Annotated in this window: 12 protein-coding genes; 8 read left to right on the top strand and 4 right to left on the bottom strand. The window is 61.8% G+C overall.

The genetic code is table 11. The features are described from left to right. Positions 1-8: 8 nt before the first annotated feature. From CFII68_RS19605 to CFII68_RS19615, 3 genes are all read left to right on the top strand, one after another. Positions 9-3,428, top strand: a complete 3,420-nt coding sequence (locus tag CFII68_RS19605) for a beta-ketoacyl synthase N-terminal-like domain-containing protein (RefSeq protein ID WP_018603835.1) — start codon at positions 9-11, stop codon at positions 3,426-3,428. Between the two features lie 57 nt (positions 3,429-3,485). Next, complete coding sequence (locus CFII68_RS19610; RefSeq protein ID WP_018603832.1) at positions 3,486-3,956, top strand: SRPBCC family protein; 471 nt, start codon at positions 3,486-3,488, stop codon at positions 3,954-3,956. A gap of 85 nt (positions 3,957-4,041) precedes the next feature. Beyond that, on the top strand, positions 4,042-4,740 hold the full coding sequence (locus CFII68_RS19615; protein ID WP_018603830.1) for an outer membrane protein: 699 nt from the start codon (positions 4,042-4,044) through the stop codon (positions 4,738-4,740). 85 nt (positions 4,741-4,825) lie between these two features. On the opposite strand, the gene CFII68_RS27845 is transcribed toward CFII68_RS19615, so the two are convergent. The 4 genes from CFII68_RS27845 to CFII68_RS19630 form a co-directional block, all read right to left on the bottom strand. Further along, entirely contained in the window at positions 4,826-5,311 is a 486-nt protein-coding gene (locus CFII68_RS27845) for a GNAT family N-acetyltransferase (RefSeq protein ID WP_018603829.1), read from the bottom strand. A gap of 249 nt (positions 5,312-5,560) precedes the next feature. Further along, positions 5,561-6,805, bottom strand: a complete 1,245-nt coding sequence (locus tag CFII68_RS19620; protein ID WP_018603827.1) for a saccharopine dehydrogenase family protein — start codon at positions 6,803-6,805, stop codon at positions 5,561-5,563. Between the two features lie 25 nt (positions 6,806-6,830). Next, positions 6,831-7,928, bottom strand: coding sequence for a carboxynorspermidine decarboxylase (locus CFII68_RS19625; protein WP_018603824.1), 1,098 nt, complete (start codon positions 7,926-7,928; stop codon positions 6,831-6,833). Positions 7,929-8,182: 254 nt separating this feature from the next. Beyond that, positions 8,183-9,118, bottom strand: coding sequence for a Ppx/GppA phosphatase (locus CFII68_RS19630; RefSeq protein ID WP_018603822.1), 936 nt, complete (start codon positions 9,116-9,118; stop codon positions 8,183-8,185). Positions 9,119-9,478: 360 nt separating this feature from the next. Between CFII68_RS19630 and CFII68_RS19635 the strand changes: the two genes are divergently transcribed. From CFII68_RS19635 to phnE (CFII68_RS19655), 5 genes are all read left to right on the top strand, one after another. Beyond that, positions 9,479-11,098, top strand: coding sequence for an inorganic phosphate transporter (locus CFII68_RS19635; protein WP_018603821.1), 1,620 nt, complete (start codon positions 9,479-9,481; stop codon positions 11,096-11,098). Positions 11,099-11,444: 346 nt separating this feature from the next. After that, positions 11,445-12,296, top strand: coding sequence for a putative selenate ABC transporter substrate-binding protein (locus tag CFII68_RS19640; RefSeq protein ID WP_014339226.1), 852 nt, complete (start codon positions 11,445-11,447; stop codon positions 12,294-12,296). Continuing rightward, the gene (locus tag CFII68_RS19645) at positions 12,293-13,090 is read left to right on the top strand and encodes a phosphonate ABC transporter ATP-binding protein (RefSeq protein ID WP_018603818.1); all 798 of its coding nucleotides are present in this window, start codon (positions 12,293-12,295) and stop codon (positions 13,088-13,090) included. Before CFII68_RS19640 ends, CFII68_RS19645 begins: the two co-directional genes overlap by 4 nt. Beyond that, positions 13,084-13,911 carry a phosphonate ABC transporter, permease protein PhnE gene (gene phnE, locus CFII68_RS19650; RefSeq protein WP_018603816.1) on the top strand — a complete coding sequence of 276 codons (828 nt, stop codon included), beginning with the start codon at positions 13,084-13,086 and terminating at the stop codon, positions 13,909-13,911. The genes CFII68_RS19645 and phnE (CFII68_RS19650) overlap by 7 nt, the downstream gene beginning before the upstream one ends. Next, positions 13,908-14,675 (top strand): phosphonate ABC transporter, permease protein PhnE, encoded by a 768-nt coding sequence (gene phnE / locus CFII68_RS19655; RefSeq protein ID WP_018603814.1) that lies wholly within the window; start codon positions 13,908-13,910, stop codon positions 14,673-14,675. The genes phnE (CFII68_RS19650) and phnE (CFII68_RS19655) overlap by 4 nt, the downstream gene beginning before the upstream one ends. Positions 14,676-15,207 lie beyond the last annotated feature (532 nt).

Raw genomic sequence — 15,207 nt, 5'->3', positions numbered from 1 at the left:
GACAGGGTATGAGTGGCGCAGTCACAACAACGGGCGATTTTTGCTTCAGCGCGATGGCGGGCGAGTTTCCGGGAGCGTCGTCCACGGATGCGCTTTGGCAGTTGCTCTCGCAAGGGCAGATCGCACCGATCGAATCCATGCCGGCACGCTGGGAACTGGACAAGGCGTCGATCTATTCAAGCACGACCGGGGAAAAGGATCGCATCTACCTGGACAGCGCTTTTTGCCTGACCGACGACGCCTCGACCCCATCACGGCACGAAGGGCGACAGGTCGCCATCGGCAAGAAAGTGCTCCAGGCGCTGCTCACCCAACTCGCTGGACAAGGCTCGGCGCTGAACAGGGAGCGCACCGCGCTGGTGGTCGCGACCTCCTGGAGTGACGAGAGCTATTTCGTCACCGGCATGTCCGGAAAAACCGACGCACCGGCGGGCTTTACACCGGGCGAACAAGTCGCGGAACTGGCGGCGGCCTTTGCCTTGGGCGGGCCGGCGTTATCGGTAGACACCGCGTGCAGCTCGTTCCCCTATGCCCTGGATATGGCCCAGGCGCTGGTCAACAGTGGCCAGGCGGACAACGCGATTGTCATGGCCCTCAACACCGTGCTGCCACCGGCGCTGTTCCTGGGTTTCTCGCAATTGACGGCCTTTTCCGCCCGCGCGCGGATGGAAGCGTTCGGCCAGGACGCCGACGGCATTGTGCCAGGCGAATGTGCGGTGGCCTTTCTGGTCGAACCGGTGGCCCAGGCCCTGACGGCGCAGCGCCGTCCCCTGGGCGTGCTGCGCGCCTTGGGCATGTCCGCCGACGGCGCCGAAGGCTCGGTGTTTGCGCCGGGCAAACAGGCCCAGTACTCAGCCTACCAACGTGCCTATCGCGGCCTTGATCCACGGGACGTGGACTACATCGAGACCCACGGCACCGGTACACCGCTGGGGGACGCAACGGAGCTGGCCTCGCTGAACAGCTTCTTTGCCCCCCATCGTCCGGACGGCAAGAAAATCACCATCGGTTCGATCAAGTCGGTCATCGGTCATCCCCTGGCCGCTGCCGGCGGTGCTTCGCTCGCCAAGGCGTTGATGATACTGCGCCATAAAGGCATTCCACCGCAGCCCGGTTACCGCCCCAGCACGAAGGTCGACGAGACCTGCCTGCGACTCGCCACCCAACAGTTACACCCGCTGGAGGAGCGTCAGTCTGCAATCCGCATTGGCATCTCCAGCTTTGGTTTCGGCGGCGCCAACGCGCACCTGGTGGTGGACGAATACATTCCCGCCGACCGCCCTGCCACGCCCCCGGCGAGCGCCAGTGGCGTGGTAATGCTCGACCTTGCCATTGTCGAGGCCGAAGCAGCGCTGGGCAGCCACCGTTCCTTGCAGTCATTCCAGCAGCAACTCGATCAACCCGCCGCGCCCTCGGTCATGTTCCCCTATGGGCGCTTCGTTGATTACACCCCGGCGCCCGGTCAACCGTTGCTGGGCAAATTCCTCGCGCAAGACCACGTCATCGATATCGATGGCTTTGGCATGGGTCCCAAGCCATTGGCTCATGTCGACCCGTTCAAGCTGTTGATCACCGATCGCGTCAATCATTTGCTGCGACGTTTGCCAGGCGTGGCCGGTTCGCCCGGCACAGCGATGGTCATGTGCTGCAACATGGGCGGCGAGCGCTTCAGCAATGCCTACAGCAGCGCCCACACCTTCTACTCCCGGGCGCAAGGTACGGCACCGGGCGTCGAGGTGACGGACGTGGCAACCATGCTGCCGAACATGTTGTCCGGCTACCCGGCGCAGATTTTTGACTTCAAGGGTTTCCATCAGACCCTGGTCGGCACGGCGGGACTGTTCTGGCAAACCTTGCTGGCCTCGCCGCAATGGTTCAACGACGGCATCACCACGCTGCTGCTCGGCGCAGGGCGTTTTGTCAGCGGTGAAATCGAGGTCGAGCGCGCCCGGAGCAGCACGATCACGCAAGGTGAAGGACTGGGGCTGATCGCGCTGCGTCGCTATCAACCGGATGCCGCAGACAAACCCTTGCTGGTGATCCGCGCGGCGGTCCTCGCCCACGCTGCCGACTCGTTGGAAGAGGCCTGCCAACGGCTGGGCAAAGCGTCGAGCGACTATCCGAACGTTGACGTCTGTGAGTTGCAGCCTGCTGCGACACCTGCCAGTGGATCACTGCCGGAGATGACCGGTTTCCTGGCTGAAGCCAGTGGCATCGAGACCCTGTTGGCGGTGATGTTGAAGGGCGCGACCCATTCCGTGATCGAGGTACGCGACGCCGGCAAGACGGTGATGTGGCTGTTTACCGAAAAGCTTCGCCAATGGAGCCCGACGGCGGCCGAGGCCAGCTCGCCCATCAAGCATCCCTTCATGTTGCGCTTTGCCCATTCGTCATCCCACGAACTGCAGCAGGTCATCACGCCTGCCCGACCTGTCAGCCTGGTCCGCGAACCGCAGAACGATGGCGTCGACGTGCAGCAACTCAGCGACTTGCTCACCAGTACCCTGCTCTCCGGGCTGCGGGTGCGGGTTCGCGCCATGGAAGGCCTGTTCGCCCTGCACCGTGGCGATACAACCCAGCGTCCGACGCACTGGCAGCGCAGCGCGAAACATATCGTGATCGCCAACGCCCAGCGCAGCCCACAGTCACTGCACGCCCAGCTCGTGGTGGATGAGGCGCACCCGTACTTCTTCGATCATCCCCTGGATCACGTCCCGGGCATTTTGCTGCTTGAGGGTGTGCTGCAACTGATCGAACTGGCCATGCCGCCTCTGAGCGGACGGGTCGCCTACATCAAGAGCCTGACGATCAAGTTCCAGCAATACGTGCAGAAGCAGGGCGTGATCGATCTGCATGTCGAGCAAGGCCAGGATCCCCAGGTGTTCAATGCCAAGGTCATGCAAGATGGAAAAGTGATGTGCACCTGCGTCTTGGGGATGGGCTACAGCTCGGCGTTCGAGACATTGCCAGCCAGCGAATTCACCGCCACGCCCTGCCGTAACAAGGCCCTGTTGCACAAGGCCAGGGAGGAGAACGTCATCGTCAGTGAGATGAGCAGCGTCGCCCAGGGCCTGAGCGTGGACACGTTGAAACTGCCGCCGGAACACTTCTTCCACGCCGGTGATCCCGAGCACTATTCGATGGTGTATTTCCTCGAAGTCGCTCGCCAGTGCTACATGCAGATCGCCCACAGCCATCTGCGGATTCCACTCAATACCCCGATGAATCTGCTGGCCTTGAGCTTCACCCTGGATCGCCCCATCCCCAGGAACAGCCCGCTGTCATTGGCGCCGCAAGCCGGCTTTGATGCGGCGCTCCAGGCATTCAAGACCAACCGCATCTATATCGACCTGTTCAACCGGGGCGAAAAAATCGGTCAAGCGAGCATTACCGCTCAGGTGCTGAGTCAATCCGCACCGGCGGCCTGAGCATTGAATGGATCTGCCCTCCAGCATGACCGTGTCCCCCACAACCAAGGTGTCGCCGTGAACGATGTCAAAGTGCAAGTCATAGTCAAATCGCCTCCTTCTGAAATCTGGAAGATCTGGAGCAATTTTGCAGAAGCGCCGTTATGGGATACCGACGTTCGCCAGTGTCAACTCGACGGCCCGTTCCAGGTGGGGACGCGCGGCAAATGTGTGCTCAAGAATGGCTTGAACATGCCACTGAAACTGGAAGCCGTGAGCCTGCACGAAAGCTATCGCAACAGCGCACGGCTGCTGTGGATCGACCTCGAATTCGATCACCAGATGCGCAGGATTTCTCCCGATGAAACCCATGTCATCCATAGCGCGAAGATTTCCGGGCCGTTGAGTTTTCTGTATCGCGGACTGCTGCGCAAAGCGTTGACCGCAGCGATGACCACGGCACTGGACAACCTGTGCACGCTGGCTGAACAACGGGCCATCGGCGCCCCAGGACACGAGAAAACCGCGACGCCTTTGCACCTCGTGTGAATGCCTCCCGGAAGCACGCGTGCAGAACGCGCGTTCCCGGACTCGCTTTGCTTACTTATCGATAACAGCACATTTCGGATCTAGCATGAACGTACAGAAAAACACCCAGTATCTGCTCATGGCAATCGTTGGCCTGGGGGCTATTGCCCCAGCATCGAGCTTCGCCGACAACCTCGGCCCCTATGTCAGTGCCATGGGTGGCGTGAACTGGGTCTCTAATCAGGACCTGACCCAGAACAACAACGAATTCGTCGAGATGGAATACAATCAACCGCTGCACTCGGGCTACGCCACCGGGCTGGCACTGGGCTGGCGGTTCCCGGTCGGGCTGCGGCCCGAGGTCGAGCTGAGCTACCGCCGCAACACCATGGACCAGTTCAATAACCGGATCTACGAGGGCGGCACCAGCATTGAGGGCAAAGGCGAACAGGAAGCCACCAGCCTCATGGCCAACCTCTGGTATGACATCTCGAACCTGCCGGCCCCCTTGAGCCGCTTCACACCTTATGTCGGCGGTGGCCTGGGCTACGCCGTGATGACCATCACAGGCCTGGAAGCGGGCGGCGTCGAGTTCGGCGGCACCCATCGCGACACCGTCACGGCCTGGCAACTCGGCGCCGGCGTCGCTTACGAGCTGAACGAGCATTGGTCCATGTCCCTGGATTATCGCTACTTCAAGACCGGCGAAGCGAACTTCGGCAAGATCCAGGGCCTGCCCCCGGCCGATGTGGAAACCGAATACAATGCCCAGTCCTTGATGGTCGGTTTGCGGTACTGGATGTAAGCGCTGGATGGATCGGCGCCTGGCCTTTGACAGGCGCCGATTTATCATCATGCTGACCTAACACTGTCCTGCGTGAATCAAATTTCTAGATCGAAAGCGCAAAGCGGCCTCCACCCTCGATTTCCTCGCTACCCAACAGCGCTTCAGGCACAAACCCGCACCGTTCAAGGACCTTCCTTGAGCCGACGTTGCTCTCATAAACATAAGCCACCAGTTGCGTAAGCTCCCAACGTATCCGTGCCGCCTCGATCAGGTGTTTCAGGGCCTGCGTTGCCAGCCCTTGCCCGCAAACGCGTTGATCAATGCGATAGCCCACTTCGGCGCAACCGTGTGGTGAGTGGATGCTTTTCAGGTTCGCTCGCCCGACGATTCTCCCGCTGGAATCTTCGATCACAAAGGGGGGGCTGCTGCGCAGCCCAGCGGGAGCAAGCTCCCTCGCCACAGAAGCGGCGCCGGTGCTTCCGTTGGGATAGATCGACGGAACAGCCGAGGGGCTTTTGTGGCGAGGGGATTTATCCCCGCTGGGCTGCGCAGCAGCCCCAAAAGGCTGAATGCGGTCTGCCTGAAACATCACAGTGTCAGGGTTCAGGGCTGCTGCGCAGCCCAGCGGGGATAAATCCCCTCGCCACAAGGTTATTCATTTGAAGATGTCATAAACGAAAAATGCTCCGTACCTTTCGATACGGAGCATTTCTTCAAGACTTCCACGGATTGCCAGGTATTCACGCGACGGTGAGTCTTCTGGTTCAATCGCCTGCAGAATTCAGAGGGATTCTGCAGTTCCTATCGGGGAGTCGGAACGGAACCTGCCTGGCGTCCTTCAGGCGTTCTGGTTCCAGGGACGGTCTCCATGCTCGTCCTTGATGCGCGTCGGCAAGCCCATCACATCCAATGCCTCGAGGAACGCCTCGGCGGGCAGCTCCTCGACGTTGACCATGCGCTGCACGTCCCACTCGCCACGGGCTACCAGCAAGGCTGCGGCCACGGGTGGCACGCCTGCGGTATAGGAAATACCCTGGCTGTCGGTTTCGGCGTAGGCGTCCTCGTGGTCGGCCACGTTGTAGATGAACATCTCGCGCGGCTGGCCATCCTTGACGCCCTTGACCAGGTCACCGATGCAGGTCTTGCCGGTGTAGCCCGGCGCCAGCGAACTCGGATCAGGCAGCACGGCCTTGACCACTTTCAGCGGCACGACTTCCAGGCCTTCGGCGGTCTTGACCGGTTGCTCGGAGAGCAGGCCGAGGTTCTTCAGTACGGTGAACACGTTGATGTAGTGCTCGCCGAAGCTCATCCAGAAACGCACGTTGGGCACGTCGAGGTTCTTCGACAGCGAGTGCACTTCGTCGTGGCCGGTCAGGTACAGGTTCTGCGAGCCTACGACCGGCAAGTCGTCGGTGCGCTTGACCTCGAACATGGTGTTGCTGGTCCACTGGCTGTCCTGCCAGCTCCACACCTGTCCGGTGAACTCACGGAAATTGATTTCCGGGTCGAAATTGGTGGCGAAATATTTGCCATGGGAGCCGGCATTGACGTCGAGAATATCGATCGAATCAATGCGGTCGAAATGCTGTTGCTGCGCCAGTGCCGCATAGGCATTGACCACACCCGGGTCGAAGCCCACGCCGAGAATGGCGGTGATGTTCTTTTCCTGGCACTCCTGGAGGTGGTTCCACTCGTAGTTGCCGTACCAGGGCGGCGTCTCGCAGACCTTGCCCGGTTCTTCGTGGATGGCGGTGTCCAGGTAGGCCACGCCGGTATCGATGCAGGCACGCAGCACCGACATGTTGAGAAAGGCAGAGCCGACGTTGATGACGATCTGCGACTCGGTTTCGCGAATCAGCGACTTGGTCGCTTCGACATCCAGAGCGTTCAGTGCAAAGGCCTTGATGTCGGCGGGTTGCTTGAGGCTACCCTTGGCCTTGACGCTGTCGATGATGGCCTGGCATTTGGAGATGTTGCGCGACGCGATAGCAATACGACCGAGTTCGTCGTTGTGCTGCGCGCACTTGTGGGCCACCACCTTGGCGACACCTCCTGCACCAATGATAAGTACGTTCTTCTTCAATTTCTTCATTTCTCCTTCCGCCAGCTCAAGACAGGCTGGACAGATAGTCGTCGTAAACAAACTCGCGAACCACCTCGACGCTGCCGTCGAGTTGCTTCACTACGATGGACGGCATTTTCAGGCCGTTGAACCAGTTTTTCTTGACCATGGTGTAGCCCGCTGCGTCGATGAACGACAGCCGATCGCCGATGGACAGCGGACGATCGAATTGGTACTCGCCGAAAATGTCTCCGGCCAGGCAGGATTTGCCGCACACCATGTAGGTGTGTTCGCCCTCGCTCGGTGCCAGCTTGGCGTCCAGGCGATAGATCAGCAGATCGAGCATGTGTGCCTCGATGGAACTGTCCACCACGGCCAAGTGCTTGCCGTTGTAGAGCGTGTCGAGCACGGTGACTTCCAGCGATGCACTCTGGGTGATCGCGGCCTCGCCCGGCTCCAGGTAGACCTGCACGCCATATTTTTGCGAGAAGGCCTTGAGCCGTGCGCAGAAGGCGTCCAGGGCGTAGCCCTCGCCGGTGAAGTGAATGCCGCCACCGAGGCTGACCCACTCGACCTTATGCAGCAAGTGACCAAAGCGCTCTTCGATAGTGCCCAGCATCTGGTCGAACAAACCGAAATCGCCGTTCTCGCAGTTGTTGTGGAACATGAAACCGGAGATATGCTCGATGACTTGCTCGATTTTCACCGGATCCCATTCGCCCAGGCGGCTGAAGGGGCGCGCCGGGTCGGCCAGCAGGTAATCGGAGCTGCTCACTTGCGGATTGACCCGCAGGCCACGGACCTTGCCGGCCGCCGCCTCGGTGTAGCGCTGCAACTGGCCAATGGAGTTGAAGATGATCTTGTCGCAGTTGGCGAGCATCTCTTCGATTTCATCGTCAGCCCAGGCCACGCTGTAGGCGTGGGTCTCGCCAGCGAACTTCTGCCGGCCGAGCTTGAGCTCATAGAGCGACGACGACGTGGTGCCGTCCATGTACTGCTGCATCAGGTCGAACACCGACCAGGTGGCGAAGCACTTGAGCGCCAACAAGGCCTTGGCCCCGGACTGCTCACGCACGTAGGCGATCTTCTGCATGTTCGCCAGCAGCTTTTGTTTGTCGATAAGGTAGTACGGGGTTTTGATCATTTTCGAGGCCTCCGGGCAAGGCGAGCCAAAAAAGGATGCGCATTGTGCCTTCACTGACTGCAGATCGAAAGAGCGAAAAGCCCCGTTCACGCAATCACCCTGATCCAGGCCCACGCTTTGCGATAACCGGACATACCGACTGCCCAGGCGATGAAATGCTGGATGATCGGGTAAAGAAGGGGTCACCGAAGAGGCGTCGATGCTCGAAATCGAGCCATCGCTGATAGACGGCAATGGGCAACAACCGTCCGTGATCAGTGCTGATGCATCAGGCCATGCAGAACGCCGAACCTCAGGCCCGGCTCGGAAGCAATCATCTGCGAGATACCGAAGACCTTGAATGCCGCCAGCATGATCGCCAGACCACCGGGCAGGATGCCCAGGCGATGGCTTTGCAAGCCGGCCAACCTGAGCTGCTCGACATGGCCGACTTCCAGCAACCGCAGCGACAGACGCAACAATCCACCGTAGGTAATGCCGCCTTGCCCAACATCGTTGAAACCATTGGCCTTGAGCACTTTGGCCAACATCCGCGCCGTACCGGAAGAACCGATTGCCTGCTGCCAGCCCTGGGCGCGATAACCCGCTGCGACTCTTTCAAACTGCAGGACAGCCACTCGCTCCGCCTCCAACAGCGCCTGGGCGGTGATGCATCCGCCCCGAAAGTAACGCGCACCAAAGGTGCCACTGCCGATGGCGATGCTTTCCGTCAGCAACGGTTGAGCGCCCTGCCCCAGAATCAATTCGGTCGAGCCACCGCCGATGTCCACCACCAGCCGCGTGTGCTCGACACCGGGCACCGTATGGGCAACACCGGCGTACACCAGCCGGGCTTCTTCATGCCCGGACAGCACGTCGATCCGAAACCCCAGGTGCCGCTCGGCACTGGCCAGGAACAGCTGGGCATTCGCCGCTTCGCGCACGGCACTGGTCGCCACCGCCCGCACCCGTCCGGCTTCAAAGCCACGCAGTTTCTTGCCGAATCGAGCGAGAGCCTGCCAACCCCGATCCAGCGCCAGCTCGTCCAAAGCCCCGGCCTGCAGGCCCTCGGCCAATCGGACCGGCTCACGCAGGGTCTTCACTTCCTGGATCACCAACTGTCGATTGCGCTTGACCGACTGGCCAATCATCAGGCGGAAGGCGTTAGAGCCCAGGTCAATGGCCGCAAACAGGGGGGCGTCGCCTTTCATAGCGGTGTTCCTTGATTCATCAGCCAGCAGGCACAAGCGCTGCCGGACTTCCCACGATGGTTTGCGAGGATCCTGCCACGGCTTCGATGACACCTGGATGACACCCCTGGCGCTCGGCCATGAAAAACAGACGCGTGCCAGCGAAATTTCGGGCGAGTCCCGCGCCTTCGAGCGTAATCGATAAAACCTGATCGTGCGGGCATCCTCCACAGATAAACGGTTTAGCCAGGGGAAAGCGCGTGAAGCACAGATGACGTTCACGGCCATGTAACAAAATGCAACTAGCGTGGCATCCATGACCTGCTCAAGCAATGGAAGCTCAGCCGCTCACTTCCACCGCTCACCGAATCGGATTTCATCATGACAAACCAGACCCTGGTCATGGACTCATCGAGTGCCATCGCCCCCAGTTCAAGACCGCAGCTCAACCGCAAACCGAGCGTGATCACCCTGGTGGTGTTTTTCGCCGTACTGGGCAGCGGCCTGCTGTTTACCGCCTACAGCCTGATGCACGACATGAGCGAACTCGGCACCGTGGTGACCACCTGGACGCCGTTCCTGCTGTTGGGCGTGGCGCTGCTGATTGCCCTTGGCTTCGAATTCGTCAACGGTTTCCACGACACCGCCAACGCCGTCGCCACGGTCATTTATACCAACTCCATGGCGCCGAACTTCGCCGTGGCCTGGTCGGGCTTCTTCAACTTCCTCGGGGTGCTGCTCTCCAGCGGCGCCGTGGCCTTCGGCATCATCGCCCTGCTGCCGGTGGAACTGATCCTGCAAGTCGGCTCCTCCGCCGGCTTCGCCATGATCTTCGCCCTGCTGATCGCCGCGATCCTGTGGAACCTGGGCACCTGGTGGCTGGGCTTGCCGGCGTCGTCGTCCCACACGCTGATCGGCTCGATCATCGGCGTGGGCGTCGCCAATGCCCTGATGCACGGGCGTGACGGCACCAGCGGTGTGGACTGGGCCCAGGCGACCAAGATCGGCTATGCGTTACTGTTGTCGCCGCTGGTGGGCTTCGGTTGCGCTGCGTTGCTGCTGCTGGCGCTGCGGGCCTTCGTCAAGAACCGCTCGCTGTACAAGGCCCCCGAAGGCAATACGCCGCCGCCCTGGTGGATTCGCGGCATGCTGATCCTGACCTGCACCGGCGTGTCATTCGCCCACGGCTCCAACGACGGCCAGAAAGGCATGGGCCTGATCATGCTGATTCTGGTCGGCACCCTGCCGATGGCGTATGCGCTGAACCGCACCATGCCGGCCGACCAGGCGCTGCAATTCGCCGCCGTGGCGCAAGTCACCCAGCAAGCCCTGGTCAAGCACTCGCCGGCGCCGGCCCCGGCAAATCCGCGAGCGATCCTTTCCGCCTACGTGGGCAGCAAGGAAACGACGCCGCAGTTGGTTCCGGCCCTGGCCGCCATGACCGGCAGCATCGGCGCCGAGGTCAAGGGCTACGGCTCGCTGGCCAAGGTACCCGCCGAAGCCGTGGGCAACGTGCGCAACGACATGTACCTGACCAGCGAAACCATTCGCCTGATGGACAAGAACAAGGTCGGCAACTTCGACGCCGACACCAGCGCCCAGCTGCAATTGTTCAAGCAGCAGATCGACAATTCCACGCGGTTCATTCCGCTGTGGGTGAAAATCGCCGTGGCCATCGCCCTCGGCCTGGGCACCATGGTCGGCTGGAAGCGCATCGTGGTGACGGTGGGTGAGAAAATCGGCAAGTCCCACCTGACCTACGCCCAAGGTGCCTCGGCCGAAACCGTCGCCATGCTGACCATCGGCGCCGCCGATCTGTTCGGTTTGCCGGTGTCCACGACCCATGTGTTGTCCTCCGGTGTGGCCGGCACCATGGTCGCCAACGGCTCTGGCTTGCAGATGCGCACCATCCGCAACCTGGTGATGGCCTGGGTACTGACGCTGCCTGCTGCCATCCTCCTTTCCGGCAGCCTCTACTGGTTGTTCACCAAGCTGTTCTGACCAATGTGGGAGCGAGCTTGCTCGCGATGGCGTCAACCCAGACAACCCAGAACCTGTGGCGAGGGAGCTTGCTCCCGCTCGGCTGCGCTGTAGGAGCTGCCGAGCGAAGCGAGGCTGCGATCTTTCCAGAGCCGGTTGAGTATCAAGCGAAAGATCAAAGATCGCAGCCTTCGGCAGCTCCTACAGAGGCCAGCGGGAGCAAGCTCCCTCGCCACGGGGGAATGAGTGAGTTCAAGGCCAGAAACGGTTAATATCGCGCTCCTTCGTCTACCCTCACAGAGCGGCGTACCGCCCTCGTGGGCGTGATGCTTCACCATTCCTTGCCTTCATGTACCGGAGATCCTCCATGCTCAAGCGTTCCCTGGCATTGGCCGTCGGCGTTGCCCTGTCTTTTAGCAGCCTGCTGACCCAGGCCGCCGACACCTTGAAAGTCAGTGCGATTCCCGATGAGGCCCCGACCGAGCTGCTGCGCAAGTTCAAGCCGCTGGGTGCCTACCTGGAACAGCAAACCGGCATGAAAGTCGAGTTCGTCCCCGTCAGCGACTACCCCGCCGTGGTCGAAGCGCTGGCCACCGACCGGATCGACATGGCCTGGCTGGGCGGCTTCACCTTCGTGCAGGCACGCCTGAAAACCGGCAACGCCATCCCCCTTGTCCAGCGCGAACAGGACGCCCAGTTCACCAGTAAATTCATCACCGCCGACCCGGCCGTCAAATCCCTCGCCGACCTCAAGGGCAAGACCTTTGCCTTCGGTTCGGTGTCGTCGACGTCCGGTAGCCTCATGCCGCGCTATTTCATGCTCAAGGACGGCATCAAGCCGGAAAGCTACTTCAGTCGCGTGGGCTACTCGGGCGCCCATGACGCCACCGTCGCCTGGGTCCAGGCCGGCAAGGTCGACGCCGGGGTGCTGAACGCCAGCGTCTGGGAAAAACTGGTTGCTGCCGGCAAGGTCGACACGACCAAGGTCAAGGTCTTCGCCACCACCCCAGCCTACTTCGACTACAACTGGACGGTGCGCGGAACCCTCGACCCAGCATTGGCGGCGAAGATAAAGGCAGCCTTCCTGGCACTCGATCCGGCCAACCCGAAGGACAAGGAAATCCTCGATCTGCAGGCCGCCAGTCGCTTCATCGAAACCAAGCCTGAGAACTACAAGGGCATCGAGGAAGCCGCACGCGCCGCCGAACTGCTCAAATGACCCTGCAACTGACCCAGGTCAGTGTTACCCATGCCAACGGCGTCCAGGCGCTGCGGGGCATCGACCTGCACATCGGCGTCGGCGAACAGGTCGCCATCATCGGCCCGTCTGGCGCGGGCAAGTCGAGCCTGCTCAACCTGCTGGCCACCGCCCTGCGCCCGGGTAGCGGCGAGCTGCAGTTGCTCGGTGAACGCGCCTGGCAGCTGTCTGCCCGCCAGCGTCAGCGCCTGCGCGCGCGCATCGGCCTGATCCACCAATCGCCGCCGCTGCCGCCACGCCAACGCGTGGTCACGGCGGTCCTGGCCGGAAAGCTCGGTCAGTGGGGCATCGGCAAAAGCCTGTTGAACCTGCTGCATCCGCTGGATATTCCAGGCGCCAGGGCGGCGTTGGCCCGGCTGGACCTGGGCGACAAACTGTTCGCGCAATGCCAGCAGCTGTCGGGCGGACAGCTGCAACGCGTAGGCATTGCCCGGGTGTTGTACCAGGCGCCAGAGGTGCTGCTGGCCGACGAGCCGGTTTCGGCCATGGACCCGGTATTGGCCCAGCACACGCTTTCGGTGCTGTGCCGCCATGCCCGGGAGCACGACGTGACCCTGGTCGCCAGCCTGCACGCGGTGGAACTGGCCTTGGCACACTTTTCCCGGGTCATTGGCCTGCGTGATGGGCAGATCCTGTTCGACCTGCCAACCGAAGCCGTGGACCGTCAGTTGCTCGACACGCTCTACGCCAACGAACAGCTACAGTCTGCGCCAACACCCCCCTCTTCCTTGAGCGTGCAGATCCCCCGATGCTGACACGCGATACCCGAGACCCCGCTACCCGCCCGCGCCTGCTGCTCACTCTGCTGGCCCTCGTCCTGCTGTGGCCAGGCATCCAGTTCAGCGAACTGGACCTCAGCGTGCTGGTGGCGAGCGACAGCCAGAGCGAAATGGGCCGGTTTGTAGCGGCCTTCTGGCCTCCAGCCCATGGCGACGAATTTGTCGAGCTGCTGTGGCAAGCCACCTTGCAGACGCTGGCGATCGCCACGGCCGGCATGGCCCTGGCGTTGCTGTTGGCGGTGCCCGCGAGCCTGCTGGCCAGTCGCGCCCTGTCGCTGTCGGCGGCCTCCCGTGCCGGGCACCCGGGTTATTGGGGCCAACTGCTGCGCTGGCCGGTGCGCGGTCTGCTGATCTTCCTGCGCAGCGTCCCGGAAATCGTCTGGGCGTTGCTCTTCGTCCGTGCCGTCGGCCTCGGCCCCACGGCCGGCGTACTGGCGATCGCCATTACCTACAGCGGCATGTTGGGCAAGGTCTACGCGGAAATCTACGAGTCGGTCGACCAGCGTCCGGCCCATGCGCTCTTGCAATCGGGCAGCAGCCGACTCGCGGCCTTCTGCTACGGGATCCTGCCCAATGTCGCGGCGGAACTGTTGTCGTACACGGTGTATCGCTGGGAATGCGCCATTCGCGCCTCGGTGGTGATGGGTTTCGTCGGTGCCGGGGGCCTGGGCCAGCAGATGGACCTGTCGCTGCGCATGTTCGCCGGCGGTGAAGTGGCCAGCCTGCTGCTGACGTTCCTGGTGCTGGTGCTGCTCGCCGATCAACTCAGCCGCCTGCTGCGCTGGAGGCTGGTATGAACCGCCTGTTCAACGTGGTCATGGTCCTGTGCATCGGCGCGGCGGTCGTCGCCTCGTTCGTCTACCTGGGCATCGACCTGGGCGAGCTCGGCGACAGCGGCAATCTGCACCAGATGGGCGCTTATGCGCAGCGTTTTCTCAGCCCGGACCTAAGCCTGGGCCACCTGAAGGCGATCGGCCACGGCGCCCTGGAAACCCTGGCCATGTCGGCCCTTGGCACCCTGCTCGCGGCGGTCTTCGGCCTGCTATTGGCCTTGCCTGCGGCCGGGCGCTTCGGCTGGCCCCTGCAGAGCGCTTCGCGGCTGGCGCTCAACGCCTTGCGCGCGGTTCCAGAACTGGTGTGGGCGGCGCTGATGGTCCTCGCCGCCGGGCTCGGCCCCAATGCCGGCACCCTGGCCTTGGCCCTGCACACCACCGGCGTGCTCGGCCGGCTGTTCGCCGAAGCGCTGGAAAATACCCCCTCCGAACCGGCCGACGCCATTCGCCTGCAAGGTGGCAATGCGGTATTGGCGTTCTGTTACGGCACGCTGCCCAACCTCCTGCCGCAGCTACTGGCGTACGTCCTGTACCGCTGGGAAAACAATATCCGCATGGCCAGCGTGCTCGGCTTCGTCGGCGCCGGGGGCTTGGGGCAAATGCTCTACGTCAGCCTCAGCCTATTCCAGGAAGCCCAAGGCAGCACGGTGATCCTGGCGATGTTGCTACTGGTTTTCGCGGTCGATACGTTGAGCAGCTGGAGTCGTCAACGCTGGGTCAAGGCTTGAGGTCTTTGGCAAAACCAACACGTTCGATGAAACCACGCAACCTGTGGGAGCGTAATGCTGTTCACTTAAGCCTTCCCGAGATTCTGGTCTTCCGTTCCGAGAGGCATAGTTTTTTTGGTGTGGATATCCGTTTTCTTTGTAACGGCTACTTATGGTTCCGCTCTTACAGCGGCTCACTTTTGAGAAGCCCGGAAGCCGGCCCAGTCAAAAGTAAGCAAAACGCTCCTGCCCCACCACTCGGTGCCTCGCCTAGGCTCGGCATGCCCGAACGAAGGCATTGCTCCGTGGGCCCACTGCGCAATACCTGCGTTCGGCCAGCGTGGTTAACGGGGCGCCCGAGATCAACGTCCGCCACGAGGCGGCCTGATAGCCGACCTGGTTCTTGATGGGGACCGCGTTTTTCCTGTGGGAGCGAGCCTGCTCGCGATTGGGCCAGTAAACCCAACATCCATGTGACTGAACCACCGCCATCGCGAGCAAGCTCGGCTCCCACACAGGTTCTTGGTCGTTTATAAGATCAGTGTCCACCGCC

It is taken from the genome of Pseudomonas sp. CFII68, from assembly GCF_000416195.1.
Classification (GTDB): Bacteria; Pseudomonadota; Gammaproteobacteria; order Pseudomonadales; family Pseudomonadaceae; genus Aquipseudomonas; species Aquipseudomonas kilonensis.
Note: the sequence above shows the minus strand (reverse complement) of the source record. Positions and strands in the feature narration are given on the sequence as shown.

Coding starts and splice junctions, on each gene's coding strand:
- CFII68_RS19615 (WP_018603830.1), top strand. CDS start 4,042: ATGAACGTACAGAAAAACACCCAGTATCTGCTCATGGCAATCGTTGGC.
- CFII68_RS19625 (WP_018603824.1), bottom strand. CDS start 7,928: ATGATCAAAACCCCGTACTACCTTATCGACAAACAAAAGCTGCTGGCG.
- CFII68_RS19640 (WP_014339226.1), top strand. CDS start 11,445: ATGCTCAAGCGTTCCCTGGCATTGGCCGTCGGCGTTGCCCTGTCTTTT.
- phnE (WP_018603814.1), top strand. CDS start 13,908: ATGAACCGCCTGTTCAACGTGGTCATGGTCCTGTGCATCGGCGCGGCG.
- phnE (WP_018603816.1), top strand. CDS start 13,084: ATGCTGACACGCGATACCCGAGACCCCGCTACCCGCCCGCGCCTGCTG.
- CFII68_RS19605 (WP_018603835.1), top strand. CDS start 9: ATGAGTGGCGCAGTCACAACAACGGGCGATTTTTGCTTCAGCGCGATG.
- CFII68_RS19630 (WP_018603822.1), bottom strand. CDS start 9,118: ATGAAAGGCGACGCCCCCCTGTTTGCGGCCATTGACCTGGGCTCTAAC.
- CFII68_RS27845 (WP_018603829.1), bottom strand. CDS start 5,311: ATGTTTCAGGCAGACCGCATTCAGCCTTTTGGGGCTGCTGCGCAGCCC.
- CFII68_RS19645 (WP_018603818.1), top strand. CDS start 12,293: ATGACCCTGCAACTGACCCAGGTCAGTGTTACCCATGCCAACGGCGTC.
- CFII68_RS19635 (WP_018603821.1), top strand. CDS start 9,479: ATGACAAACCAGACCCTGGTCATGGACTCATCGAGTGCCATCGCCCCC.